Source organism: uncultured Pluralibacter sp., from assembly GCF_913775985.1.
Lineage (GTDB): Bacteria > Pseudomonadota > Gammaproteobacteria > Enterobacterales > Enterobacteriaceae > Pluralibacter.
In genome coordinates this window covers 573,240-597,834 of sequence record NZ_CAJYMB010000147.1, presented here as the reverse complement: position 1 = coordinate 597,834, position 24,595 = coordinate 573,240, and the positions used below count along the sequence as shown (strand labels likewise).

Below are 24,595 nucleotides of genomic sequence, written 5' to 3'. Positions count from 1 at the left end.
CTGTCGCGAGGTGGCGTATATTACGCTTTCCTCTTTCAGAGTCAACCCCATTTTTCAGAAGTTTTCTCTTTCAACCCGGCGGCCTGTAAGCCGTTGTTCCGTGTCGATGGAGGCGCATTATAGGGAGCCCTCGCCGAATGACAAGCATAAAAATGCATTTTTATTTCAACCGCTCATCTTTTCGTCGTAACGCTTATTTTTACTGCTTTTTGATACGCTGAGGCAGCTCTGCCAGGCTATCAATCACCCAGTCTGCGGCTTTTTCAGCCTCGTCGGTGACCGGTTTACCTGTACGAACCAAAACCTTAGTCCCCACTTCGGCGGCGGCGGCGGCCTGCATATCTTCAATTTTATCGCCCACCATATAAGAAGCAGCCATATCAATGTGCAGGAAGTCGCGCGCGGAGATAAGCATTCCGGGATGGGGTTTTCGGCAGTCGCAGGTCTGACGATACTCTTCAACTGCGCCCTGAGGATGGTGCGGACAATAATAGATACCATCGAGATCGACGCCGCGGTCGGCCAGGGACCAGTCCATCCACTCGGTCAGGGTTTCGAATTGCGCTTCGGTGAATTTACCGCGGGCAATGCCCGACTGGTTGGTCACCAGCACCAGCGCATAGCCCATCTCTTTCAGCTGACGCATCGCGTCGATAGCGCCGTCAATAAACTCAAACTCATCAATCTCGTGTACATAACCATGATCGACATTAATTGTGCCATCACGGTCAAGAAAAATAGCGGGAACGCTCTTTGCCACCGGTTTGCTCCTGAATAAGGCATGAGCGCTTAGTATCTCATGTTTCCCCCGGCAAGAAAGTGCTCATTAATGAGCGCCCGGATTGATTTAGACGTCTGGATGCCTTAACATCCATTTCATTCACGGTATTGATGCTGCATCGACAGCAGAAAATGCCGCCGCAAAACTCAAGACGATAATAAATAGCTAATGATTAAACTGTCGCATATTACAAAAGTGTTCCAGCAGGGAACCCGAACCATACAGGCGCTACGTGACGTCAGCCTGCATGTTCCTGCCGGACAAATTTACGGCGTTATCGGCGCGTCCGGTGCAGGTAAAAGCACGCTTATCCGCTGCGTTAATTTGCTTGAACGCCCGACGCAGGGAAGCGTGCAGGTTGATGGACAGGAGCTGACCACGCTTTCCGAGTCGCAGCTCACCCAAGCCCGCCGCCAGATTGGCATGATCTTCCAGCATTTTAACCTGCTGGCTTCCCGCACCGTATTTGGCAACATCGCCCTGCCTTTAGAGCTGGACAACACGCCAAAAGCCGAGATTACGCGCCGGGTTACCGAGCTGCTGGATCTGGTTGGGCTCGGCGATAAGAAAGACAGCTATCCGGCTAATCTTTCCGGCGGTCAGAAGCAGCGCGTCGCTATTGCGCGCGCCCTGGCGAGTAATCCGAAGGTGCTGCTGTGCGACGAAGCCACCAGCGCCCTCGATCCGGCAACCACCCGCTCCATTCTGGAGCTGCTGAAAGACATCAATCGCCGCCTTGGGCTGACCATTCTCCTTATTACTCACGAAATGGACGTGGTAAAGCGCATTTGCGACTGCGTGGCGGTCATTAGCGACGGCCAGCTGATTGAGCAGGATACCGTGAGCGAAATGTTCTCTCACCCTAAAACGCCGCTGGCGCAGCAGTTTATTCAGTCCACCCTGCACCTCGATATTCCGGAAGATTATCTTGCGCGCCTGAAGCCCGAGCAGCAGGCTGACAGCGTACCGATGCTGAGAATGGAGTTCACCGGCCAGTCGGTAGATGCCCCGCTGCTCTCCGAGACCGCACGCCGCTTTAACGTCAATAACAATATTATCAGTGCGCAAATGGATTATGCCGGCGGCGTTAAGTTCGGCATCATGCTGACCGAAATGCACGGCGAGCAGCGCGACACACAAGCGGCCATCGCATGGCTGCAGCAACATCATGTAAAGGTTGAGGTACTGGGTTATGTCTGAAGCAATGATTTGGCTGCTGGCGCGCGGCGTCTGGGAAACCCTGGCCATGACCTTCGTATCCGGCTTTTTTGGCTTCGTCATTGGCCTGCCGGTAGGCGTGCTGCTTTACGTTACGCGCCCGGGGCAGATTATCGAGAACGCGAAGCTCTACCGCACGCTGTCGGCGCTGGTGAATATCTTCCGCTCGATTCCTTTCATTATCTTACTGGTGTGGATGATCCCGTTTACCCGGATTATCGTCGGAACCTCTATCGGCCTGCAGGCCGCCATTGTGCCGCTGACCGTTGGCGCGGCGCCGTTTATTGCCCGCATGGTGGAAAACGCCCTGCTGGAAATCCCGACAGGCCTGATTGAAGCCTCCCGAGCAATGGGCGCCTCTCCGATGCAGATCGTGCGTAAGGTGCTGCTGCCGGAAGCATTGCCGGGTCTGGTCAATGCCGCAACCATTACGCTGATCACGCTGGTAGGCTATTCGGCTATGGGCGGCGCCGTGGGCGCGGGCGGCCTCGGACAGATTGGTTACCAGTACGGCTACATTGGCTACAACGCCACCGTAATGAACACCGTTCTGGTACTGCTGGTTGTTCTGGTTTACCTCATTCAATTCTCTGGCGATCGCATCGTCCGGGCTGTTACTCACAAATAACGTTACACACAACATACAACTCAACGAGTTTAAGGACATAAAATGGCGTTTAAGTTTAAGACCTTTGCGGCAGTGGGTGCCCTGATTGGTTCTCTGGCACTGGTGGGTTGCGGTCAGGATGAAAAAGATCCGAACCACATCAAAGTTGGCGTTATCGTCGGCGCAGAACAGCAGGTAGCGGAAGTAGCCCAGAAAGTGGCAAAAGAGAAGTATGGCCTGGACGTTGAGCTGGTGACCTTCAACGACTACGTGCTGCCAAACGAAGCACTGAGCAAAGGCGACATTGACGCCAATGCCTTCCAGCACAAACCGTATCTGGATCAGCAGATCAAAGATCGCGGCTACAAGCTGGTTGCGGTCGGTAACACCTTCGTCTATCCGATTGCCGGCTATTCGAAGAAAATCAAATCTCTGGACGAGCTGAAGGCGGGCGATCAGGTTGCGCTACCTAACGATCCGACCAACCTTGGCCGCTCGCTGCTGCTGCTGCAGAAAGTGGGCCTGATTAAACTGAAAGATGGCGTGGGCCTGCTGCCGACCGTCCTGGACATTGAGTCCAACCCGAAAAACCTGAAAATTGTTGAACTCGAAGCGCCGCAGCTGCCGCGCTCGCTGGACGATGCGCAGATCGCACTGGCTGTTATCAATACCACCTATGCCAGCCAGATTGGCCTGACGCCGGCAAAAGATGGCATCTTTGTGGAAGGTAAAGATTCCCCGTACGTGAACCTGATCGTTACCCGCGAAGACAACAAAGATGCTGAAAACGTGAAGAAATTTGTTCAGGCTTATCAGTCTGACGAAGTTTACGAAGCGGCGAACAAGATCTTCAACGGCGGCGCTGTTAAAGGCTGGTAATCTTTTCTCAAAGTAATATTATTCAGGACGGGCTTATGCCCGTCCTGTCGTTTGCATCGTCATCCGGCCAGCGAATTTCCAGTTTTCACTCTTTTAAGGACATACTATGCGTGCTTTACCGATCTGTTTCTTGGCGCTCACCCTGAGCGGCTGCTCGATATTAAGCAGATCTCCCGTGGAACCAGTACAGAGCACCGCAGCGCCCGTAAAAGCAGAGCCGGTAAAACCTAAAGCGCCGCGCGCTACGCCGGTAAGAATTTATACCTCCGCTGAAGCGCTGGTCGGCAAGCCGTTCCGCGATCTTGGCGAGGTTAGCGGCGACTCCTGCCAGGCCACCAACCAGGATTCCCCACCAAATATCCCGACCGCGCGCAAGCGCCTGCAGATTAACGCATCCAAAATGCACGCCAATGCGGTACTGCTGCACAGCTGTGAAGTCACCAGCGGCACACCGGGCTGCTATCGTCAGGCCGTCTGCGTCGGCTCCGCACTTAACGTTTCGGCGAAATGAGTGCATTTTCCGTTGAACAAATAGGCGTTATTCGTTCCCCCTATAAAGAGAAGTTTGCCGTACCGCGCCAGCCCGGGCTGGTAAAACACGGCAGCGGTGAACTTCATCTGCTGGCGCCTTATAACCAGGCCGACGCGGTGCGCGGTCTGGAAGGGTTCAGCCATCTGTGGATTGTCTTTATCTTTCATCAGACGATGGCCGGCGGCTGGCGGCCCACCGTTCGCCCTCCCCGCCTCGGCGGCAACGCGCGTATGGGCGTGTTCGCCACGCGCTCGACCTTCCGGCCCAATCCGCTCGGCATGTCGCTGGTTGAGCTGCAGGAAGTACGCTGCCACGGCGATAGCGTGATCCTGAAACTCGGCAGTCTGGATTTGGTTGATGGCACTCCGGTGGTGGATATTAAGCCCTATCTCCCCTTCGCGGAATCCGTTCCGGAGGCACAAGCGAGCTACGCCCAGCAGGCGCCACAGGCAGAGATGCCGGTTACTTTTACAGCCGATCTTGAAAAACAGCTTCCGGCACTTGAGAAGCGCTACCCGCATCTGGGTGATTTCATCATCGAGGTTCTGAGCCAGGATCCGCGCCCCGCCTACCGCAAAGGGGAAGAAACCGGGAAAACCTACGCCGTCTGGCTGCTCGATTTCAACGTGCGCTGGCGCGTAACCCCCGCAGGCTTTGAAGTCTTTGCGCTGGAGGAGCGCTAATTTTATTCTCCTCTCTTTTGACAACTCTGCCAGGCTGATAAACTAAACCACTTTTTTGTTTCAGGCGGACGCTCCGCCTGTACCGACCGTTCAAATGGAACCGTAATATCATGCGTACTAGTCAATACCTGCTCTCCACGCTCAAGGAGACACCTGCCGACGCCGAAGTGATCAGCCACCAGCTGATGCTGCGCGCCGGGATGATCCGCAAGCTGGCATCCGGTCTCTATACCTGGCTGCCAACCGGCCTGCGCGTCCTGAAAAAAGTCGAAAACATCGTGCGGGAAGAGATGGAAAACGCCGGTGCCATTGAGGTGTCGATGCCGGTGGTTCAGCCGGCGGACCTGTGGCAGGAGAGCGGCCGCTGGGAGCAGTACGGCCCGGAGCTGCTGCGCTTTGTCGATCGCGGCGAGCGTCCCTTTGTACTCGGCCCAACGCATGAAGAAGTCATTACCGATCTGATCCGCAACGAGCTGAGCTCCTACAAGCAGCTGCCGCTGAATTTCTTCCAGATCCAGACTAAGTTCCGCGACGAAGTTCGCCCGCGCTTTGGCGTGATGCGCTCCCGCGAGTTCATCATGAAAGACGCTTACTCGTTCCACACCACGCAGGAGTCCCTACAGGAAACCTACGACAAGATGTACGCGGCCTACAGCAAGATTTTCAGCCGCATGGGCCTCGATTTCCGCGCCGTGCAGGCGGATACCGGCTCTATTGGCGGCAGCGCCTCCCACGAGTTCCAGGTGCTGGCCTCCAGCGGTGAAGACGATATTATCTTCTCCAGCGAGTCCGACTACGCGGCCAACATTGAGCTGGCTGAAGCCGTAGCGCCAAAAACGCCGCGCGCGGAAGCAACACAAGAAATGACGCTGGTGGATACGCCGAACGCGAAAACCATCGCCCAGCTGGTTGAGCAGTTCAACCTGCCGATTGAAAAAACGGTCAAAACCCTGCTGGTCAAAGCGGCTGAAGGCAGCGAGTTCCCGCTGGTTGCCCTGCTGGTCCGCGGCGATCACGAGCTGAACGAAGTAAAAGCTGAAAAACTGGCGCAGGTTGCCAGCCCGCTGACGTTTGCCACTGAAGAAGAAATTCGTACCGTGGTTAAAGCCGGTCCCGGCTCCCTTGGCCCGATCAATATGCCGGTACCGGTGGTCATTGACCGCGCCGTTGCCGCCATGAGCGATTTTGGCGCCGGCGCGAATATCGAACATAAGCACTATTTTGGCATCAACTGGGATCGCGATATCGCGACTCCACAGGTTGCCGACATTCGTAACGTTGTTGTAGGCGATCCGAGCCCGGACGGTAAAGGCACGCTGCTTATCAAGCGCGGTATCGAAGTTGGCCATATCTTCCAGCTGGGCACCAAGTACTCCGAAGCGATGAAAGCCTCGGTGCAGGGCGAAGACGGCCGCAACCAGACTCTGACCATGGGCTGCTACGGCATTGGCGTTACCCGCGTAGTGGCCGCCGCCATTGAACAAAACCATGACGATCGCGGCATCCTGTGGCCGGAAAATATTGCGCCGTTCCAGGTAGCGATCCTGCCGATGAATATGCACAAATCCTACCGCGTTCAGGAACTGGCCGAGAAGCTGTACGGCGAGCTGCGCGCGCAGGGTATCGAAGTGCTGATGGACGATCGTAAAGAACGCCCGGGCGTGATGTTTGCCGATATGGAGCTGATTGGTATTCCGCACACCGTGGTTATCGGCGACCGCAACCTCGATAACGACGATATTGAATATAAATATCGCCGCGGCGGGGAGAAGCAGCTGATTAAAACGACCGAGATCCTTAACTACCTGGTAAAAGCCATCAAAGGCTAATGCCGCACGGCCCCGATCGCCTTTGAGCGAATCAGGAGCAGATTGGCCCGCAGGGGCAAGACTCACGGATGAGATAACATCGCCCCGGCACTCTAAAGCCGGGGCGATTGTTTACCAATAAGGATATGACTGATGACAAGGATGTCAGCGCTGTTCTGCACGCTACTGCTTTCAGGCTGTACGGCTGATATCAGCAGCCCCTTCAATAAAGACCGCCCTCTTATTGCGCTCCAGCAGCAAAGTTCGGCTCCTCAGGGAACCTACCGGGATATTACCCCGTCGCAGCTCAAGGCCGGCGATCTGCTCTTTTCCTCGTCCATCGGTGCGACATCGGTAGGCATTCGCCTGTTCAGCATCGCCTCCGTGAGCCACGTGGCTGTCTATATCGGCGACGGGAAGGTAGCTGAAGCGGTAGGTTCCGGAGTGCAGATTGTACCGCTTACAGATGTTCTAACCCACAGCGACAAACTGTTTGTCCTGCGCGATCCGGCACTTACAGAAGTCCAGGCGCATAAAATCAGTGAATTTGCGCAAATGAAGCAAGGGAAGCGCTACAACTTTGGCGGTATCGCCAAAATGATCCCCTTCATGATCACCCGGCAACTCTGCGCGCTGAATCCCCTCTCGTCAGACTTCAGGCAGCAGTGTGTCGCGGGGCTTGCCCGCGCACAGCTGGGAAGGAAAAAAATTGAGGATGAAGATCGCTACTTCTGTTCGCAGTTTGTGATTGCCGCTTACCGCTACGCCGGCCAGCCGCTAACTACGCTGGACGCAAGCTGGATCAGCCCATCGGATTTGCTGCACATGCGCGAGGGCGATATTGCCAGCGTCGCGCCAGTGCAGGCGCTGCACTATGTCGGTCACCTTAGCCCGGGGATTTACTTTAAAACCCGCAAGCTGGTCAAAATAGAACGCTAGCTATTGCAGCCGCCATCGGCAATGAACTCTCCGCTGCCGTCAGGAACCAGTACCGTTTCCAGCTTTTCGGTATCCGGGTTAGGCTCCAGCGTAAAGTGCGCCTTGATAGAGATCAGCACAGGCTTTTCACTGACGCCGCGGGCGGCCGCATAACCCTGCTCAAGCTGCACAGTGTTGGCCACCGGCATGCGCTTGCCGGTAGCGCAATCGGTAAATATTGCTACATCGGCGGTGTAGATGTACATGCCGCGCATCGCGATTGGCGTGACCGGCAGCGGCGCGTTGACCGGCTCAAGCATAAAGCGGCGGCCTGAGATCAGAGGCTTGCCGTCAGGGCTTTGCGCTTCAAGCTTATCGCCCTTCGCATGGAAATAGCGCTTGTGGCCCTTTTCATCCGTTAACACCAGTTTTTCCGCCGTCCGCGCCCAGCGTCCCCGGGAGCCAAAGATCACTGTGCCTTTTGGCGCGTTAAGATAGCGCTCATTCATGATCCAGGTACCGTCCTGATTCAGGAACAGCGTAGTTTCAATACCTTCGCAGTCGGCACACGGCAACACGCCCCGCCAGCTCTGCTGCATCGGCTGCAGCGTCTGTTCCTGGCTGACTTTCTGCACCGTATCTTCGGCGCGATTGTTACACCCCGGCAGCGCGCAGATCATCCCGAGAGCGGCTGCGGCTAATAGTATCCTCTTCACTTTCATATCCTTAATAATTCCTGATGGGTGAACTAGTCCCCGGCACGCCGCACCTTTCCACGCAGCGCCTTTATTGAGCCTTTTACTGATTTCGACGTCAGCCTGCGCTCTTTCGAAGCCCGCGTCGGGCGCGTTGCCCTGCGCCGCTTTTGCTCCGCGGTCAGCGACTGAATAGTGGTAATGAGCCTGGCAATGGCCGCGTCGCGATTCATTTCCTGGCTGCGGTACTCCTGGGCTTTGATAATGATCATCCCGTCTGCGGTCAGCAAATGGTGACTCGCGGCCAGCAGCCGCTCTTTGTAATACTCTGGCAGGCTCGATGCCCGAATGTCAAAGCGCAGGTGGATAGCCGTGGATGCCTTATTCACGTGCTGCCCGCCGGCGCCCTGCGCCCGAATTGCCGTAATTTCTACTTCATCGTCCGCCAGCGCGACGTTTCCTGATATGACAATCACTGCGCGGGCTGCCAGCAGACAGGCACAATTTCGAGATTATTCTCACCGTCGGACAGCCAGATTGTGCCCTCCTGAAGCGTCGCCTGCAGATTCATATTGCGGGCGGCAAAGCTGGCAATTTGGCTTAGCTGGGCATCATCGAAATACCAGACGGTAAGATTGCGAAAGCCCGCCAGCGCGGCGCGATTCTGCTGCCACCAGATTTCAGCCGCCCGGCTGTTGTAGGTAAAGAGCGCTACCTGCTGCGCGCGGGAGCAGGCTTTTTTTACCCGCCGCTCTTCCGGCAGGCCCAGCTCGATCCACAGATCGACGCCGAGATGATCATTAAGCAGCCAGACTTCCGGCTCATCATCCGCGCTGAGGCCCCGGGTGAACTGCAGCCGGTCATTGGCGTACATGATCCACGCCAGCAGGCGCAGCATCATGCGCTCCTGCGTTTCGGATGGATGTCGTGCCAGCGTCAGGCTGGCATCCAGAAACTGGTTGCGATCGAGGTCGGCAACATTGACTGCTGCCTTATAAATTGTCGCTTTTAGCGCCATGAGGCTACTCCTGAAAAATAAGGCGTTATTGTACCGAAATACGCTGAAAAAGACTGGCTGCAATTCGCGACTCGCCATTATTCATCCGTCTGATATTACTTGTAGGCCTGTGATATAGTCACCTTGCTAAACAGAGTGGAACTTCGTAGGCTTAAACTTGCATCCCACTGTGAGGTCAGATTCTGACAGGAGGACATGTGGAAAATTATTGTGAGTTAATACGCAAGCGATATGCGGACATAGCCAGTGGAGACCTGGGTTACGTCCCGGACGCGCTGGGCTGTGTGCTGAAGGTGTTGAATGAAGTTGCTGCTGACGGCGCGATTTCAGATTCAATCAGGGAAAAAGCGGCCTTTGCGGCGGCAAACTTACTGGTGAGCGATTATGTCAATGAATGAGTCTTATCAACCTATTAACTGTGATGACTATGACAACCTTGAACTCGCCTGCCAGCAGAATCTCGTTCTGGCGCTGACGCTGAAAGGCGGCGAAGAGCTGCAGGCGAAAGCCAGCGATTTAGTCTCACGAAAAAATGTGGAATACCTGATTGTAGAAGCCGGCGGCGAGAGCCGGGAGCTGCGTCTGGATAAAATAGAGCGCTTTAGCCACCCCAATATTGGTACGGTAGTGGTCAGCGCGGAATAATCGTTTAGCGGGCAGGCTAAGCCTGTCCGCCCTTTTCCCAAAGAAGTTCCAGCCCTTTTTCTCCCTCAGCGCACTGTCCTGCCAGCGTAATAAAATAGCCGGGAGCCGCAATCAGCGTCTCGCCGTAGAAGAGCAGCGGCGTTGTATCCCGCAGCCAGGGCGCGACGCCCAGCTCCTGCCAGATTTTCTTAAGCCGCCGCCCGCCGCTGCGCCCGACAATATGCAGATGTCCTTCCGCCCCGTAACGCACGCTCACCGGCTCGTCTGCCGCCGGCTGGCGCAGCTGCGCGCCGGGAATGAGCCGCAGATGTCCAGCCTCATTCGGCAGCGGCAGTGGGCTGCCGATATTCGGCCACGAGAGGCGAATATCTTTGCAGCCAGGCGCGGCTCTAATCCACCACAGCTGCTGCCGGTAGCGGCGCACTTCATGCTCGCCCAGACGCAGCACGGGCGCCGCGTCCTCGCGCGCCAGCGCAACCTCCTGCCAGATACGCTCCAGCTGCTCGCGGGAAGGCATTGATGCCTGCTGTCGCGCCAGCCAGCGGCGTAGCAGCGCGGCGCGGCGCGGCGCGCTCATCGATAGTACCGGCGCGATCGCCAGCTGCTGTTCATCGCCCACCAGCCCGTCCAGCTGCTCGCCCAGCAGCTCATCCAGCAGCTGCTCCTGCTCGGCGCACAGCGCCGCGCTGCGGGCCGCGGCCATGCTGAAATGGGGCCAGCGATTAGTTAACGCCGGCACGATCCGCAGGCGCAGAAAGTTGCGATCGTAGGCATCATTTTGATTACTTTCATCCTCGATCCAGCGCAGCCCGTGCTCCTGCGCCCAGCAATGAAGCGCGTTGCGCGACTGGTTCAGCAGCGGGCGAACCAGCCGGGTGCCGGCAAAAGGAGAATCTGGCGCCATCGCCGAGAGCCCTGCCGGACCGCTGCCGCGCTTGAGGGCCAGCAGCAGCGTTTCGCACTGGTCGTTAAGATGCTGAGCAGTAGCCAGTACCTCTTCCGGCAGCAGCGCCGCGCGGAAAGCGTCGTAGCGCGCCGCCCGGGCATGGGCCTCGATGCCGAGGCCGGTATCTTCCAGCGTCACGCGCGTCACTTCCAGCGGCACGCCCCACTCGCGGCAAATTTGTCGGCAGTGCTCAACCCATCCGTCGGCATTCGCGCTCAGGCCGTGATGGATATGAATGGCGCGCAGCCTGAGATCGTCTTCCCGGGCGCGCAGCGTGACCAGCTGGTGTAGCAGGACGGTAGAATCAAGTCCGCCGCTGAAAGCGACGAGGATTTTTCGGTAGGGGCGCAGCGCGGTGGTCAGGTCATTCAGGCTCATGATTTATTGCTGATACAGCTCCAGCGGCAGACCGTCAGGATCGCTGAAGAACGTGAAGCGGCGGTCGGTATAGGGATCGATACGAATGGCTTCACATTGTACGCCATGCGCTTCGAGATGCGCTACCGCGCGGTCAATGTCGTCAACGCTGAAGGCCAGATGCCGTAACCCGCAGGCTTCCGGGCGAGAGGGGCGCGCGGGCGGACCGGGAAACGAGAATAGCTCAATCGTGTATTGACCGTTGAGGGCCAGATCGCCCTTCCACGAATCGCGCGCCTCGCGGTAAAACTCGGCCTGCAGCGTGAAGCCCAGAATGTCGCAGTAAAAGGCTTTGCTGCGGGCGTAATCGCTGGCAATGATAGCAATGTGGTGGATCTGTTTTAAACCGAGCATCTTATCTCCTGAAGGTAAACCGTGCCGGGCGGCAGACATAAAAAAAGCCACACCGCTGCGGGTGTAGCTTTTAGAGCGGACGAGTATCGGGCCTTAAGCGTAGCCGTAGCTCATCAGACGCTGGTAACGGCGGTCGAGCAGCTCTTCGGTGCTCAGCACGTCGAGATCCTCAAGATCCGCCAGCAGCTGTGCTTTCAGCGTCGCTGCCATGGTTTCCGGATGACGATGCGCTCCGCCCAGCGGCTCCGGGATCACCGTGTCGATAAGCTTCAGCTCTTTCAGGCGCGGTGCGATGATGCCCATTGCTTCAGCGGCGAGCGGTGCTTTATCCGCGCTTTTCCACAGAATAGAGGCACAGCCTTCCGGGGAAATAACCGAATAGGTGCTGTACTGCAGCATGTTAACTTTGTCGCCCACGCCGATAGCCAACGCGCCACCGGAGCCGCCTTCGCCAATCACGGTGCAGATGACCGGCACTTTCAGACCGGACATCTCGCGCAGGTTGCGGGCGATGGCTTCGGACTGGCCGCGCTCTTCCGCGCCGACGCCTGGATAGGCGCCCGGCGTATCAATGAAGGTCACGATTGGCATCTTGAAGCGCTCGGCCATCTCCATCAGGCGCAGCGCTTTACGATAGCCTTCCGGTGCCGGCATGCCGAAGTTGCGGCGGATTTTCTCTTTGGTTTCGCGGCCTTTCTGATGGCCAATTACCATCACCGGGCGTCCATCAAGGCGCGCAATGCCGCCGACAATGGCTTTATCGTCAGCGTAGGCGCGGTCTCCAGCCAGCTCGTCAAAGTCATCAAATGCCAGACGCAGATAGTCCAGGGTATAAGGGCGCAGCGGATGGCGGGCAAGCTGTGCGACCTGCCATGCCCCTAAATCGGCAAAGATTTTGCGCGTCAGCTCTACGCTTTTTTCACGCAGGCGATGCACTTCTTCATCGATATTAATATCCAGTTTTTCACCCTGACGGCCTACGGACGTCAGGGAATCGATTTTCGCTTCCAGCTCTGCAATCGGCTGTTCGAAATCAAGGAAATTCAGACTCATAGTATTCCTGTTTTAGTCAAACTCCAGTTCCACCTGCTCCGACCCAATGAGGCCACGCAAATCGTTCAAGAGACGATCGCTCGGAGAAACACGCCAGGTTGCGCCAAAGCGCAGCCGCGCGCGTGCATCCGCCCTCTGATAGTAGAGATGTACTGGAATGGTTCCCGAACGGTGGGGTTCCAGAGACTGACGGAGACGGTTTAAAAGCTGGTCATCAATTTGCCTGTCCGTCAGCGAGATAGCAAGTCCGCGAGCATATTTTTCGCGGGCTTCGTCAATGTCCATGACTTCGCGGGCGGTCATTTTAAGACCCCCGCTGAAGTCATCAAAGCTGACCTGTCCGCTGACGATGAGTATGCGGTCTTTCTCCAGCAGCTGCTGGTATTTATCCAGCGCATCGGTGAACAGCATCACTTCCAGACGGCCAGAACGGTCATCCAGCGTACAGATGCCGATACGGTTGCCGCGCTTGGTGACCATAACCCGCGCGGCAAGTACGAGCCCCGCCGCCGTGGTGATTTTACCACGATCGGTCGGATGCATATCTTTAAGCCTTACGCCGCCGACGTAACGCTCAATTTCTTTCAGATACTGATTAATGGGATGCCCGGTGAGGTAAAGCCCGAGAGTTTCACGCTCGCCGTCGAGTACAACCTGCTCCGGCCACGGCTGGCAGCTGGCGTAAGACTGCTCGATCTGCTCCGGCTCTTCCGCCAGTACGCCGAACATGTCGGCCTGGCCGATAGCTTCCGCTTTGGCATGCTGATCCGCGGCTTTAAGCGCGTCCGGCAGCGAGTTCATTAATGCCGCGCGGTGCGGGCCGAGGCGATCGAACGCCCCCGACATAATCAGCTTCTCCAGCACCCGCTTGTTGAGCTTTTTAATGTCAGTGCGGGCGCAGAGATCGAACAGTTCGCGGAAATAGCCGCCGCTGTTGCGGGCCTCAATGATGGCCTCGATCGGGCCTTCGCCGACGCCTTTAATCGCGCCGATGCCGTAAACAATCTCACCGTCATCGTTAACGTGGAAGTGGTACAGCCCGGAGTTGATATCCGGCGGCAGAATTTTTAACCCCATCCGCCAGCACTCGTCCACCAGCCCCACCACTTTCTCGGTGTTGTCCATATCGGCAGTCATTACTGCCGCCATAAACTCTGCCGGATAGTGCGCTTTCAGCCATAGCGTCTGATAGGAGACCAGCGCGTAGGCGGCGGAGTGAGATTTGTTAAATCCGTAACCGGCGAATTTCTCCACCAGGTCAAAGATTTTCATCGCCAGCTCGCCGTCAACGCCGCGCTTCTTCGCCCCTTCTTCAAAGGTGCCGCGCTGCTTGGCCATCTCTTCCGGCTTTTTCTTACCCATCGCGCGGCGCAGCATGTCCGCACCACCAAGGGTGTAGCCGGACAGCTCCTGGGCAATCTGCATAACCTGTTCCTGATACAGGATGATGCCGTAGGTCGGCTCCAGTACCGGTTTCAGGCATTCATGCTGCCACTGCACGTCCGGGTAGGATATCTCTTCGCGGCCGTGTTTACGGTCAATAAAGTTATCTACCATCCCCGACTGCAGCGGCCCCGGGCGGAACAGGGCCACCAGGGCGATCATGTCTTCGAAGCAGTCCGGCTGCAGGCGCTTGATCAAGTCCTTCATGCCGCGGGATTCGAGCTGGAATACCGCCGTGGTTTCCGAGCGCTGCAGCATGTCGAAGCTTTTTTTATCGTCGAGCGGGATAGCGGCGATATCCAGCGGCGGCTCGCCGTTCTTCTCCCGGCGGGCATTGATCATCTCCAGCGCCCAGTTGATGATGGTCAGCGTGCGCAGGCCGAGGAAGTCAAACTTCACCAGCCCGGCATATTCGACGTCGTTTTTATCAAACTGGGTCACCGGGTGCATGCCGGCTTCATCGCAGTAAAGCGGCGCAAAATCGGTGATTTTAGTGGGAGCGATAACGACCCCACCGGCGTGCTTGCCGGCGTTGCGGGTAACGCCTTCGAGCTTGCGCGCCATGTCGATCAGCGCTTTAACTTCTTCGTCGGCCTCGTAGATTTCCGGCAGCTGCGGCTCAGCCTCAAAAGCCTTGGCCAGGGTCATCCCCGGATCCGGCGGCACCAGCTTGGAGATGCGGTCCACGAAACCGTAAGGATGACCCAGCACGCGGCCCACATCGCGAATAACCGCTTTCGCCGCCATGGTTCCGAAGGTAATGATCTGCGATACCGCATCCCGACCGTACATTTCCGCCACGTGATCGATAACCCGATCGCGTTTCTCCATGCAGAAGTCGACGTCAAAGTCGGGCATCGACACGCGCTCCGGGTTAAGGAAGCGTTCGAACAGCAGGTCAAACTCCAGCGGATCGAGGTCGGTTATCTTCAGCGCGTAGGCCACCAGCGACCCCGCGCCGGAGCCGCGTCCCGGGCCGACCGGCACGCCGTTATCTTTTGACCACTGGATAAATTCCATAACGATCAGAAAGTAGCCGGGGAAGCCCATCTGGTTAATAACCTTGAGCTCTATTTCCAGGCGCTCATCGTATTCAGGGCGACGCTTGACGCGCTCTTCCGGATCCGGAAACAGAAACTCAAGGCGCTCTTCCAGTCCCTCTCTCGATTTGGCAACGAGAAAGTCCTCGGTGGTCATTTCGCCGGTAGGGAACTGGGGCAGAAAATACTCACCGAGGCGGACAGTGACGTTACAGCGCTTGGCTATCTCGACGCTGTTTTCCAGCGCTTCTGGAATATCAGAGAAGAGCTCGCACATCTCCGCTTCGCTGCGCATATATTGCTGGGAGGAGTAATTGCGCGGGCGCTTGGGATCGTCAAGGGTAAAGCCGTCGTGAATGGCAACGCGAATTTCGTGGGCGTCGAAGTCGCCGGGTTCAAGGAAGCGCACGTCATTAGTGGCAACCACCGGCAGCCCCCGCTCTTCAGCCAGCTTTACCGCGGCGTGCAGATAGTTCTCTTCATCGGCGCGTCCGGTGCGGATCAGCTCAAGATAATAGCTGTCCGGGAAGTGCTCTTCATAAAACGCCAGGCACTGCTCGGCCTGGGCCATATTGCCGCGCAGCAGGGCTTTCCCCACATCGCCCAGCCGCCCGCCGGAAAGCAGGATCAGTCCTTCTTTATGATCGATAAGCCAGTCACGGTCGATCCACGGGCCGAGCGCGCCGTAGCCGCGCTGATAAGCGTGAGAAATAAGCAGGGTCAGGTTCTGGTAGCCGGTGTTATTCGCAGCGAGCACCGTTAACTGGGTCAGCTCTTCACCGGAGACATCGCTCTGAACGTGAAAGTCGGCGCCCACAATCGGTTTGATGCCCGCGCCGTGGCCGGTACCGTAAAACTTCACCAGCCCGCAGAGGTTGGTAAAGTCAGTGATTGCCAGGGCCGGCATGGCGAGCGCGGCCGCCTTTTTTACCAGCGGCGCGGTCTTCGCCAGCCCGTCAATCATGGAATAGTCGCTGTGCACCCGCAGGTGTACGAAACGTGGTTCAGCCATTATCAGTATCCGCCTGGGTTATTCAGCTGCCGCCAGCGCGCGCTTAACGGGCCCAAAGCTGCGCCGGTGATGCTCAGTGGCACCGTACTGCGCCAGCTTTTCAAGATGAAAAGGCGTCGGATAACCTTTATGTTTAGCAAAGCCGTATTCTGGAAAAGAGAGATCCAGCGCGGTCATTTCCGCATCCCGGGTTACCTTCGCCAGAATTGAGGCCGCGCTTATCTCCGCGACCCGGCTATCGCCTTTTACCACCGCCATTGACGGCACTGGCAGCGCGGGGCAGCGATTGCCATCAATCAGCACATATTCTGGCTGGATAGCCAGCCCGGCAACAGCCCGCTGCATCGCCAGCATAGTGGCGTGGAGGATGTTCAGTTCATCAATCTCGTGCGGCTCGGCGCGGCCAAGGCTCCAGCATAGCGCCTTTTCTGTAATTTCATCAAACAGCGCAAGGCGACGCTTTTCACTGAGCTTTTTGGAATCGTTCAGGCCGACAATGGGACGCAGCGGATCGAGGATCACTGCCGCAGTCACCACCGCGCCGACAAGCGGCCCGCGGCCCACTTCATCAACGCCGGCAACAAGATGGGTGTGCGGATAAACAAATTCAATCATTTTGCCAGCTCCAGCACCGCGTCCGCCGCCTGTTCATCGGCATGACAGCGGATCTGCTGGTGCAGTTCGCGGAAAGTGTCGTGCATCTGGTGGCTGGTTTTACCGTCCGCCAGCAGCGGCAGCAGCGCGTTAGCCAGCAGATCGGGCCGACACTCGTCCTGCAATAATTCTTTAACCAGCTCGCGCCCGGCCAGCAGGTTGGGCAGCGAAACGTATTCAGTTTTTACCAACCGCTTCGCCAGCCAGAAGGTGAACGGTTTCATGCGGTAGCCCACTACCATCGGGCACTTGGCGAGCATACATTCCAGCGCCGCTGTGCCGGAGGCCAGCAGCGCCGCATCGCTGGCGATCATCGCCTCGCGGGCCATGCCGTCAAGCATATGAATGCGCAGCTCTGGCGCAACCTCTGCTTTGATGCGCTCAAACTGCTCGCGCCTTTTGGCATTAACCAGCGGAACCACCACTTCCAGATCGGGATAACTTTCACGCAGCCGCTGCGCGGTTTTCAAAAAATCAGCGCTCAGCATCTCAACTTCTGCGCCTCGGCTTCCCGGCAGCATCGCCAGGCAGTGTACGCCGTGGGCAATACCCAGCGCATCGCGGGCTGCATTTTTGTCCGGATCCAGCGGCATTGCATCTGCCATGGTATGGCCGATAAAGCGGCAGGGAACGTTAAAGCGGTCGTAAAACGCCTTTTCGAAAGGCAGAAAAGCCAGCACCAGATCGGTGGATCTGCCAATTTTGAAAACGCGTTTTTGTCGCCACGCCCAGACCGACGGGCTGACGTAATGAATCGTCCTGATCCCCTGTTTTTTTAGATTGCCTTCGAGGGTGATATTAAAGTCAGGCGCGTCAATACCAACGAAGACATCGGGCCGAAGCTCGGTAAACCTGCGGGTTAAATCGGCGCGAATCTGCAGCAGACGGCGCAGGCGACCGAGCACCTCAACAATGCCCATCACCGCGAGCTCTTCCATTTCGTACCAGGCTTCGCAACCTTCGGCCTGCATCAGCGGGCCGGCAACGCCGACAAAGCGCGCATCGGGAACTCTGGCCTTAAGAGCCCGGATAAGACCGGCACCAAGAATATCGCCGGAGGTTTCTCCGGCGACCAGGGCAATCGTGAGCGGACGGGCGGGCATTAACGAATAAGACCGCGCGTTGAACGCTCAAAGAAATCAGAAAACGCCTGAACGTCAGGATGCTGCTCTGCAAGCGCGGCAATCTCTGGCTTTGCTTCTTCCAGCGTTTTACCGCTGCGGTACAGCAGCTTGTACGCGTTGCGAATGGCAATGATCGCGTCTCTGCTAAAGCCGCGGCGCTTAAGCCCTTCAATATTGACGCCAAACGGCGTCGCGTGGTTGCCCTGCGCGATGACATAAGGAGGAACATCCTGCGCTACGCCGGAACAGCCGCCGACCATCACATGTGCGCCAATGGTGCAGAACTGATGAACGGCGGTCATTCCACCGATAATGACAAAATCGTCCAGTGATACGTGCCCCGCCAGCGTGGCATTGTTGGCGAGGATGCAGCGATTCGCTACCGTGCAATCGTGCGCAACGTGCGCATTGATCATCAGCAGGTTGTCGCTGCCCACCTTTGTCAATCCACCGCCCTGTACTGTTCCGCGATGTATGGTGACGCTCTCGCGAATGCGGTTGCGATCGCCTATCTCCACGCGCGTAGGTTCACCCGCGTATTTAAGATCCTGATTCACCTCCCCTACGGAAGCAAACTGATAGATCTCATTATCGCGGCCAATTTTCGTGTGACCGTTGATAACAACATGCGACTTCAGTACGGTGCCTTCGCCAATTTCAACGTTAGCGCCGACAATACAAAACGGACCAATGTGAACGTTGGCGCCGATAACGGCACCTTCTTCCACAATGGCGGTAGGATGGATAAAGGCAGTTTTATCAATCACGTATTAAGCCCCCTGGCTGCGTGCGCACATCATGGTTGCTTCGCAAACAACTTTACCGTCAACGGTGGCTACGCCTTTAAAGCGCGTCAGGCCACGGCGGGTTTTTTCAAAGGTCACTTCCATGATCATTTGATCGCCTGGCACAACCGGGCGCTTGAAACGCGCTTCGTCGATGCCGGCAAAGTAGTACAGCTCGCCCGGCTCCAGTTTTCCCACGCTCTTAAATGCCAGGATGCCGGTGGCTTGTGCCATCGCTTCCAGAATCAGAACGCCGGGAAAAATCGGCTTACCGGGGAAATGCCCCTGGAAAAAAGGTTCATTTACAGAGACATTTTTTACTGCGCGCAGAAAACGACCTTCGTCATAGTGCAGCACGCGATCCACCAGTAAGAAGGGGAAACGGTGCGGCAGAAGCTCGAGGATCTCTTCAATTTGCAGAGTATGAGTGTCGGTAGTCAAAATACTCTTCCTGTCTAAAAATACTAAGTTGCAATAATAACACGGCCTGCCGGATTACAAAAAACCAGACAGGCCGGGAAGGTTGGCGCTCAGGATGACGGGTTAGTCTTGTTGACTTGTTTTACGTTCAAGAGCCTTGAGACGCTTGCTCATATCATCAATGTTCATCACCAGCGCGGCGGTCTTGCGCCAGGCTTTGTTCGGCTGCAGCGGAATGCCGGAAGAGTAAACACCGGGTTCTGAGATAGGACGCATCACCATGCCCATACCGGTAACGGTTACTTTATCGCAGATTTCCATGTGCCCGTTGATTACGCTTGCGCCGCCAATCATGCAGTAGCGGCCGATCTTCAGGCTGCCCGCCATGATCACGCCGCCGGCTACGGCGGTATTGTCACCGATGACCACGTTATGTGCAATCTGGCACTGGTTATCAATAATCACGCCGTTTCCAACGATCGTGTCATCTAACGCACCGCGATCGATAGTGGTGCAGGCACCGATCTCAACACGATCGCCGATGATCACCCGGCCCAGCTGGGGGATCTTCACCCAGTTGCCGCGATCGTTAGCATAGCCAAAGCCATCTGCGCCAATCACGGTACTGGACTGGATCAGACAGTTTTCACCGATTTCAATATCGTGGTAAATCGAAACGTTGGCCCACAGGCGGGTTCCCGCGCCAATGCGCGTGTTTTTACCTACGAAACTGCCGGGACCGATTCGGACATTGTCCCCAAGCACAACGCCGGATTCGATCACCGCGTTAGCGCCAACAGAGACGTTTTCACCGAGATTTGCGGTGGCATCAATAACCGCGCTTGCTGCAATATCCTGCGCCGGCTGCGGCGTAGTATCCAGAATTTGAGCCATGCGGGCATAGGTCAGGTAGGGATTTTTCACTACCAGCGCCGCACTGCTGGCGAAAGGCAAATCATCCGCGGTCATTACGACAGCAGAGGCTTTACATTTAGCCAGGTGTTCACGGTATTTAGGATTTACCATGAAGGTAATATGGCCTTCTGTAGCAGACTGCATGGACGCAACGCCGGTGATGACGATATCGCCATCACCGTGTAATTCTGCATCCAACTGCTGTGCTAAATCAGCCAGTCGAATTGAAGGCATTACTTATTTAACCTGCTTCAGTACATCTGCGGTGATGTCTTTGATATCGCTGCTGTTATAAGCAACAGTGTTGCCGTCTACTACCAGATCGATGCTCTGGCTGGAGGCAACGCTTTTCACTGCAGACTGAATGCGGGTAACCAGCTTGCTGCGCTCTTCGTTAGAGCGGCGAGCGCGATCCTGCTCGAAAGCCTGCGCTTTCTGAGAGAAGGTCTGGCGCTGGGACATGATGTCTTTTTCCAGTTTGCTGCGGTCGGAGGCTTTCATGGTAGAGCCATCGCGCTGAAGACGCTGCATTTTAGTCTGCAGATCGTTTTCCTGACGCTGCAGTTCACCTGCGCGGCCTTTGAACTCATTTTCCAGAGTAGCAGAGACGCCAGTTTTCTGAGCAACCTGCTGGAACAGAGTACCCATATTGACGATAGCGATCTTTTCTGCTGCCTGAGCAGAAGTCACCATCGCTAAACCCAGACCTGCAGCTAATAACCACTTTTTCACAATAAACTCCTTACCATCCAATGAGTACCATAGGGTACTGTTCTTTGCGAAGCCGGCGACGAGAAACCGCCGCCAGACCTATCGCTACACAGCAATCGCATTCCGTTGCGTCGGCCAGTTACCAGGTTTTACCAATGTTAAACTGGAACTGCTCCGATTTATCATCCTTGTATTTCTTAAGCGGCTGGGCGTAAGAGAAGACCAGCGGCCCCAGCGGCGACATCCACTGTAGGGAAATACCTGTCGACATACGGATGTTGGTCGGATCGCCGTAGTCATCAATACCCAGCGCTTTCGCTTCTGAGTTGTTGTGCCACTGCGTATCCCATACCGTACCCGCATCGTAGAAGAACGAGGTGCGGATTGAGTTAGCGTATTTATCACTCACAAACGGCGTCGGTACAATCAGCTCGGCGCTGGCAACGCCCATGGCGTTACCGCCAATAGCATCGTTAGAGCTGCAGAGCTTCGCATCTTCACAATAGTGACGACCCGGACCGTAGTAAACTGCCTTCGGACCGATGTTGTTGGACTGGAAGCCGCGAACGGAGCTTGAGCCACCGGCGTAGAAGTTCTCGTAGAACGGCATCTCTTTGCTGCCAATTCCGTCACCGTATCCCCAGCGGGTACGACCCAGCAGCACCCACTTATGATCGTTATCGATCGGGTAGTAGCTTGCTGTATCGAGGGTAACTTTATAGAACTTGTTATCGGAGCCCGGCAGGGTCACTTTACCGTTCAGGTTAACGCGCGAACCGTCGGTCGGGAAATAGCCCCGGTCGAGGTTGTTGTACGTCCAGCCATAGTTAAAGGTGAAGTCGTCTGCAGAGAAGTCGTCATCATCAGGACCGTCAGAGGAGCCCTTATGCATTGAGTGCAGATAGCGCGACATTGCCACCTGCGGCTGCATGTGGGACAGGTCGTTATGGACGTAGCCTAAACCGCCGCGCAGGGTGTTGTATTCGTTAATCGGGAAGCCCAGAGTACCATCAACGCCGTAGCTTTTGTTGGTGTACTGAGACAGATCCGCATCATCTGCTTTAAAATCGTTGTAGAAGATGCGCCCGCCGAGGCTCACGCCGTCAACCGTAAAGTACGGGTTGGTGACGGAGAGTTCGGAATAGGTCTGGTAATCGTTTTTGGTACCGTTAATGCCGACGGAATAACCGGTGCCGAGCCAGTTGTCCTGCTGCACGCCGACCTGGAAGCTAACGCCGCTTTCGGTACCGTAACCAACACCAAAGTTAAGGCTGCCGGTATTGCGCTCTTTGACCTTGTAAACCACGTCAACTTGATCGGGTCTGCCAGGCACACGCTGCGTATCAGTATCTACAGTTTCGAAGTAACCGAGACGGTTTAGACGCTCTTTACCGGCATCAACCAGATCGCTACCCAGCCAGGCGCCTTCCATCTGGCGCATTTCGCGACGCAGAACGGCATCTTTCGAGGTATCGTTTCCTTCGAAGCGGATTTTACGCACGTAGAAACGGTTACCGGCATCGACGTTGACGTGGAGCTTAACGGTCTTATCAGCATCGTTGATTTCCGGCTGCGACTGAACGCGCGGATAGGCGTAACCATAGCGGCCAAGAAGCTTTTTAATGTCGTCTTCCATTTTGGTCACTTTGGCACCGTTGTACAGCGCGCCAGGCGTAACCTTGGTCAGGCTTTCAATTTCAGCTGAATGTCCGGCCAGGTTGCCGCTCACCTCAACACCGGAAAGCTTGTACTGATCGCCTTCGGTAATGTTGATGGTGATGTAGATACCTTTTTTATCCGGCGTCAGGCTCACCTGCGTGGAGTCGATGTTGAAACGGGCGTAACCGCGATCCATGTAGTAGCTGCGCAGGGTTTCAAGGTCGCCCGCAAGCTTCTGCTTCTGGTATTTGCGATCGCCCACCACGTTCCACCACGGTACTTCATCGCGGAGCTGGAAGTTAGAGAGCAGGTCATCGGTTGAGAACGCATGGTTGCCGACGATATTAATCTGCTCGATTTTCGCCGAGACGCCTTCCTGGAAGACCAGTTTTAAATCCACGCGGTTACGCGGAAGCGGCGTCACCACGGCTTTAACGCTGGCGCTGTATTTCCCTACGCTGTAGTAAAAGTCTTCAAGACCTTTCTCGATATCGCCAAGGGTCGTACGGTCAAGAGATTCACCCACGCGGACACCAGACGCCTCGAGGTTTTGCTTAAGCATGTCATCCTTCACCGATTTGTTACCGGAGAAGGTGATACTGGCAATAGTCGGACGCTCTTTAACCTGCACCAGCAGGTTATTACCGTCGCGCAGGACGCGGACGTCCTCGAAGTTGCCGGTGGCAAACAGCGCGCGGATGGTATTACTGATGTCTTCGTCTGTGACCGTGTCGCCTGGGCGAACGGGCATGCTGAGGAGGGCCGCACCAACAGCAACTCGCTGCAAGCCTTCGAAATGAATGTCCTTCACTACGAACCCGTCAGCACCGTATACGGTCGCGCTGCCGAACAGCAGCGACGCTATAAGCAACTTTTTCATCGCCATCGTTATTATGCGTTCTTCCTAACAAACTCTCTTACAACCGAGAGAAATCATTGAAAAGTGCAAGCCCCATTAACAACACCAGCAGTATTGAGCCAATGCGATAACTAAAGTCTTGAACTCGCTCGGATACCGGCCCGCCTTTCAGCTTTTCAATCGCCAAAAAGAGCAGATGACCCCCATCTAGCACGGGAAGCGGAAACAGGTTGATAATTCCCAGATTTACACTGATAAGCGCAAGGAACATCAGGTAGTAAATCAACCCAAACTCCGCAGACATCCCAGCCCCTTGAGCGATGGAAATCGGCCCACTGAGGTTGTTCAGTTTAACGTCACCGGTTATCAATTTTCCCAGCATCTGAACCGTCAACTTCATCAACTGCCAGGTTTTATCCGTGGCCTGAATGATGGCATTGAATGGTCCGTACTGGCGTACTGTCTTGTACTCTTCTGGCAGCGGGATAACTTTTGGAACTACACCCGCAAACCCTTCTGCCTTCCCTTTACCGGGTTTTGTATCTGGTATTAGCGTCAAAGACAAGGGGCTGCCCTGTCTTTCAATCTCGAGGCGCAGAGGTTTCCCCGGATTATCGCGCACCAGATTAACAAAAGTCATCCACTGTGTTAGCGGCTGACCCTCGACTTTAACGATCCTGTCGCCCGCTTGCAAACCTGCTTTTTGCGCCGCGGAGTCGGCCTGCACCTCGGCCAGTACAGAATCAATCTGCGGCCCGCGCGGTCGAATGCCCAGCGAAGCAACGGGATCCTCTTTATCAGGTTCAAATGCCCAGTGGCGCAAATCGAGGATTTTATCCTGGCGCTGCTGGCTGCCGAAAGGGGATACGGTGAGCGTTGTTTGCCCATCGCCAATTTTAGCCACCAGCTGGAGCCTGACCGCATCCCAATCAGGCGTTTCGATACCGTCCACGGCTTTAAGTTCCGTGTCGGATGAAATTTGTGCGTTTGCGGCAATAGAATCTGGCGCGACATCGGCGATAACCGGGCGAATGCCCGGAACGCCAATTAAGAAAACCAGCCAGTAAGCAAAGACGGCAAAGATGAAGTTGGCAATCGGGCCGGCGGCAATAATCGCCGCGCGCTGGCCTACGGTTTTATTATTGAACGCCTCATGACGCATCTGAGGAGAAACCGGCTCGACGCGCTCATCAAGCATTTTGACGTAGCCGCCCAGCGGAATTAGCGCGATGACAAACTCTGTGCCGCGGCGATCGACCCGGCGCCAGAGCGCTTTGCCAAAACCAATGGAAAAACGCTCTACGCGCACGCCGCAGCGGCGAGCAACCCAGAAGTGACCAAATTCATGCACGGTGATCAGCACACCTAGTGCAACAATGAATGCCGCCAGGTTCCAGAGAATGCTCAGCATAAACCCTT

Annotated in this window: 26 protein-coding genes; 10 read left to right on the top strand and 16 right to left on the bottom strand. The window is 56.1% G+C overall.

The window, feature by feature from the left end:
• Window positions 1–190, top strand: a 190-nt coding sequence (locus QZ766_RS20185) for a hypothetical protein (RefSeq protein ID WP_297206462.1), incomplete at its 5' end; no start/stop codon positions are given.
• A 9-nt stretch (window positions 191–199) separates the two neighbouring features.
• On the opposite strand, the gene gmhB is transcribed toward QZ766_RS20185, so the two are convergent.
• Complete coding sequence (gene gmhB, locus QZ766_RS20180) at window positions 200–760, bottom strand: D-glycero-beta-D-manno-heptose 1,7-bisphosphate 7-phosphatase (RefSeq protein WP_297206460.1); 561 nt, start codon at window positions 758–760, stop codon at window positions 200–202.
• 189 nt (window positions 761–949) lie between these two features.
• On the opposite strand from gmhB, the gene metN reads away from it, so the two are divergent.
• The 7 genes from metN to QZ766_RS20145 all read left to right on the top strand — a co-directional run bounded on the left by metN (window position 950) and on the right by QZ766_RS20145 (window position 7,447).
• Window positions 950–1,981, top strand: coding sequence for a methionine ABC transporter ATP-binding protein MetN (gene metN / locus QZ766_RS20175; RefSeq protein ID WP_297206457.1), 1,032 nt, complete (start codon window positions 950–952; stop codon window positions 1,979–1,981).
• Window positions 1,974–2,627 (top strand): methionine ABC transporter permease MetI, encoded by a 654-nt coding sequence (locus QZ766_RS20170; protein WP_297206455.1) that lies wholly within the window; start codon window positions 1,974–1,976, stop codon window positions 2,625–2,627. The genes metN and QZ766_RS20170 overlap by 8 nt, the downstream gene beginning before the upstream one ends.
• A 42-nt stretch (window positions 2,628–2,669) precedes the next feature.
• Complete coding sequence (gene metQ, locus QZ766_RS20165) at window positions 2,670–3,485, top strand: methionine ABC transporter substrate-binding lipoprotein MetQ (RefSeq protein ID WP_297206453.1); 816 nt, start codon at window positions 2,670–2,672, stop codon at window positions 3,483–3,485.
• A gap of 106 nt (window positions 3,486–3,591) precedes the next feature.
• Window positions 3,592–3,996 (top strand): Rcs stress response system protein RcsF, encoded by a 405-nt coding sequence (gene rcsF / locus QZ766_RS20160; RefSeq protein ID WP_297206451.1) that lies wholly within the window; start codon window positions 3,592–3,594, stop codon window positions 3,994–3,996.
• Window positions 3,993–4,700: a tRNA (N6-threonylcarbamoyladenosine(37)-N6)-methyltransferase TrmO gene (gene tsaA / locus QZ766_RS20155; protein ID WP_297206441.1), complete on the top strand. Its 708-nt coding sequence runs from the start codon at window positions 3,993–3,995 to the stop codon at window positions 4,698–4,700. Before rcsF ends, tsaA begins: the two co-directional genes overlap by 4 nt.
• Before the next feature lie 110 nt (window positions 4,701–4,810).
• Window positions 4,811–6,529, top strand: a complete 1,719-nt coding sequence (gene proS, locus QZ766_RS20150) for a proline--tRNA ligase (protein ID WP_297206440.1) — start codon at window positions 4,811–4,813, stop codon at window positions 6,527–6,529.
• A gap of 132 nt (window positions 6,530–6,661) precedes the next feature.
• Window positions 6,662–7,447: a YaeF family permuted papain-like enzyme gene (locus QZ766_RS20145; protein WP_297206438.1), complete on the top strand. Its 786-nt coding sequence runs from the start codon at window positions 6,662–6,664 to the stop codon at window positions 7,445–7,447.
• On the opposite strand, the gene nlpE is transcribed toward QZ766_RS20145, so the two are convergent.
• The 3 genes from nlpE to QZ766_RS20130 are packed head-to-tail and all read right to left on the bottom strand — an operon-like array spanning window position 7,444 to window position 9,139.
• Window positions 7,444–8,148, bottom strand: coding sequence for an envelope stress response activation lipoprotein NlpE (gene nlpE, locus QZ766_RS20140; protein WP_297206436.1), 705 nt, complete (start codon window positions 8,146–8,148; stop codon window positions 7,444–7,446). The genes QZ766_RS20145 and nlpE overlap by 4 nt on opposite strands.
• A 26-nt stretch (window positions 8,149–8,174) precedes the next feature.
• Complete coding sequence (arfB, locus tag QZ766_RS20135) at window positions 8,175–8,597, bottom strand: alternative ribosome rescue aminoacyl-tRNA hydrolase ArfB (RefSeq protein ID WP_297206433.1); 423 nt, start codon at window positions 8,595–8,597, stop codon at window positions 8,175–8,177.
• Complete coding sequence (locus QZ766_RS20130) at window positions 8,594–9,139, bottom strand: YaeQ family protein (protein WP_297206430.1); 546 nt, start codon at window positions 9,137–9,139, stop codon at window positions 8,594–8,596. Before QZ766_RS20130 ends, arfB begins: the two co-directional genes overlap by 4 nt.
• 197 nt (window positions 9,140–9,336) lie before the next feature.
• On the opposite strand from QZ766_RS20130, the gene QZ766_RS20125 reads away from it, so the two are divergent.
• Both QZ766_RS20125 and rof read left to right on the top strand, forming a co-directional pair.
• Window positions 9,337–9,537 (top strand): YaeP family protein, encoded by a 201-nt coding sequence (locus tag QZ766_RS20125; RefSeq protein WP_297206427.1) that lies wholly within the window; start codon window positions 9,337–9,339, stop codon window positions 9,535–9,537.
• The gene (gene rof / locus QZ766_RS20120; protein ID WP_297206425.1) at window positions 9,524–9,784 is read left to right on the top strand and encodes a Rho-binding antiterminator; all 261 of its coding nucleotides are present in this window, start codon (window positions 9,524–9,526) and stop codon (window positions 9,782–9,784) included. Before QZ766_RS20125 ends, rof begins: the two co-directional genes overlap by 14 nt.
• A 16-nt stretch (window positions 9,785–9,800) precedes the next feature.
• Here rof and tilS read toward each other — a convergent pair whose 3' ends face one another.
• The 12 genes from tilS to rseP all read right to left on the bottom strand — a co-directional run bounded on the left by tilS (window position 9,801) and on the right by rseP (window position 24,587).
• Window positions 9,801–11,108, bottom strand: a complete 1,308-nt coding sequence (tilS, locus tag QZ766_RS20115; RefSeq protein ID WP_297206422.1) for a tRNA lysidine(34) synthetase TilS — start codon at window positions 11,106–11,108, stop codon at window positions 9,801–9,803.
• A gap of 3 nt (window positions 11,109–11,111) precedes the next feature.
• Window positions 11,112–11,501 (bottom strand): VOC family protein, encoded by a 390-nt coding sequence (locus QZ766_RS20110; protein WP_297206419.1) that lies wholly within the window; start codon window positions 11,499–11,501, stop codon window positions 11,112–11,114.
• Window positions 11,502–11,594: 93 nt separating this feature from the next.
• The gene (accA, locus tag QZ766_RS20105; protein ID WP_297206416.1) at window positions 11,595–12,554 is read right to left on the bottom strand and encodes an acetyl-CoA carboxylase carboxyl transferase subunit alpha; all 960 of its coding nucleotides are present in this window, start codon (window positions 12,552–12,554) and stop codon (window positions 11,595–11,597) included.
• Between the two features lie 12 nt (window positions 12,555–12,566).
• Window positions 12,567–16,049: a DNA polymerase III subunit alpha gene (gene dnaE, locus QZ766_RS20100; RefSeq protein WP_297206413.1), complete on the bottom strand. Its 3,483-nt coding sequence runs from the start codon at window positions 16,047–16,049 to the stop codon at window positions 12,567–12,569.
• 18 nt (window positions 16,050–16,067) lie between these two features.
• Window positions 16,068–16,664, bottom strand: a complete 597-nt coding sequence (rnhB, locus tag QZ766_RS20095; RefSeq protein WP_297206410.1) for a ribonuclease HII — start codon at window positions 16,662–16,664, stop codon at window positions 16,068–16,070.
• The gene (gene lpxB / locus QZ766_RS20090; protein ID WP_297206408.1) at window positions 16,661–17,806 is read right to left on the bottom strand and encodes a lipid-A-disaccharide synthase; all 1,146 of its coding nucleotides are present in this window, start codon (window positions 17,804–17,806) and stop codon (window positions 16,661–16,663) included. The genes rnhB and lpxB overlap by 4 nt, the downstream gene beginning before the upstream one ends.
• The gene (gene lpxA, locus QZ766_RS20085; protein WP_297206405.1) at window positions 17,806–18,594 is read right to left on the bottom strand and encodes an acyl-ACP--UDP-N-acetylglucosamine O-acyltransferase; all 789 of its coding nucleotides are present in this window, start codon (window positions 18,592–18,594) and stop codon (window positions 17,806–17,808) included. The genes lpxB and lpxA overlap by 1 nt, the downstream gene beginning before the upstream one ends.
• A 3-nt stretch (window positions 18,595–18,597) precedes the next feature.
• Window positions 18,598–19,053, bottom strand: a complete 456-nt coding sequence (gene fabZ / locus QZ766_RS20080; protein WP_297206403.1) for a 3-hydroxyacyl-ACP dehydratase FabZ — start codon at window positions 19,051–19,053, stop codon at window positions 18,598–18,600.
• Between the two features lie 102 nt (window positions 19,054–19,155).
• Window positions 19,156–20,181, bottom strand: a complete 1,026-nt coding sequence (gene lpxD / locus QZ766_RS20075; RefSeq protein WP_297206401.1) for a UDP-3-O-(3-hydroxymyristoyl)glucosamine N-acyltransferase — start codon at window positions 20,179–20,181, stop codon at window positions 19,156–19,158.
• A 3-nt stretch (window positions 20,182–20,184) separates the two neighbouring features.
• Complete coding sequence (gene skp, locus QZ766_RS20070; protein WP_297206398.1) at window positions 20,185–20,679, bottom strand: molecular chaperone Skp; 495 nt, start codon at window positions 20,677–20,679, stop codon at window positions 20,185–20,187.
• Between the two features lie 118 nt (window positions 20,680–20,797).
• Window positions 20,798–23,203 (bottom strand): outer membrane protein assembly factor BamA, encoded by a 2,406-nt coding sequence (gene bamA, locus QZ766_RS20065; protein ID WP_297206395.1) that lies wholly within the window; start codon window positions 23,201–23,203, stop codon window positions 20,798–20,800.
• A gap of 31 nt (window positions 23,204–23,234) precedes the next feature.
• On the bottom strand, window positions 23,235–24,587 hold the full coding sequence (rseP, locus tag QZ766_RS20060) for a sigma E protease regulator RseP (RefSeq protein ID WP_297206393.1): 1,353 nt from the start codon (window positions 24,585–24,587) through the stop codon (window positions 23,235–23,237).
• Window positions 24,588–24,595: the final 8 nt, after the last annotated feature.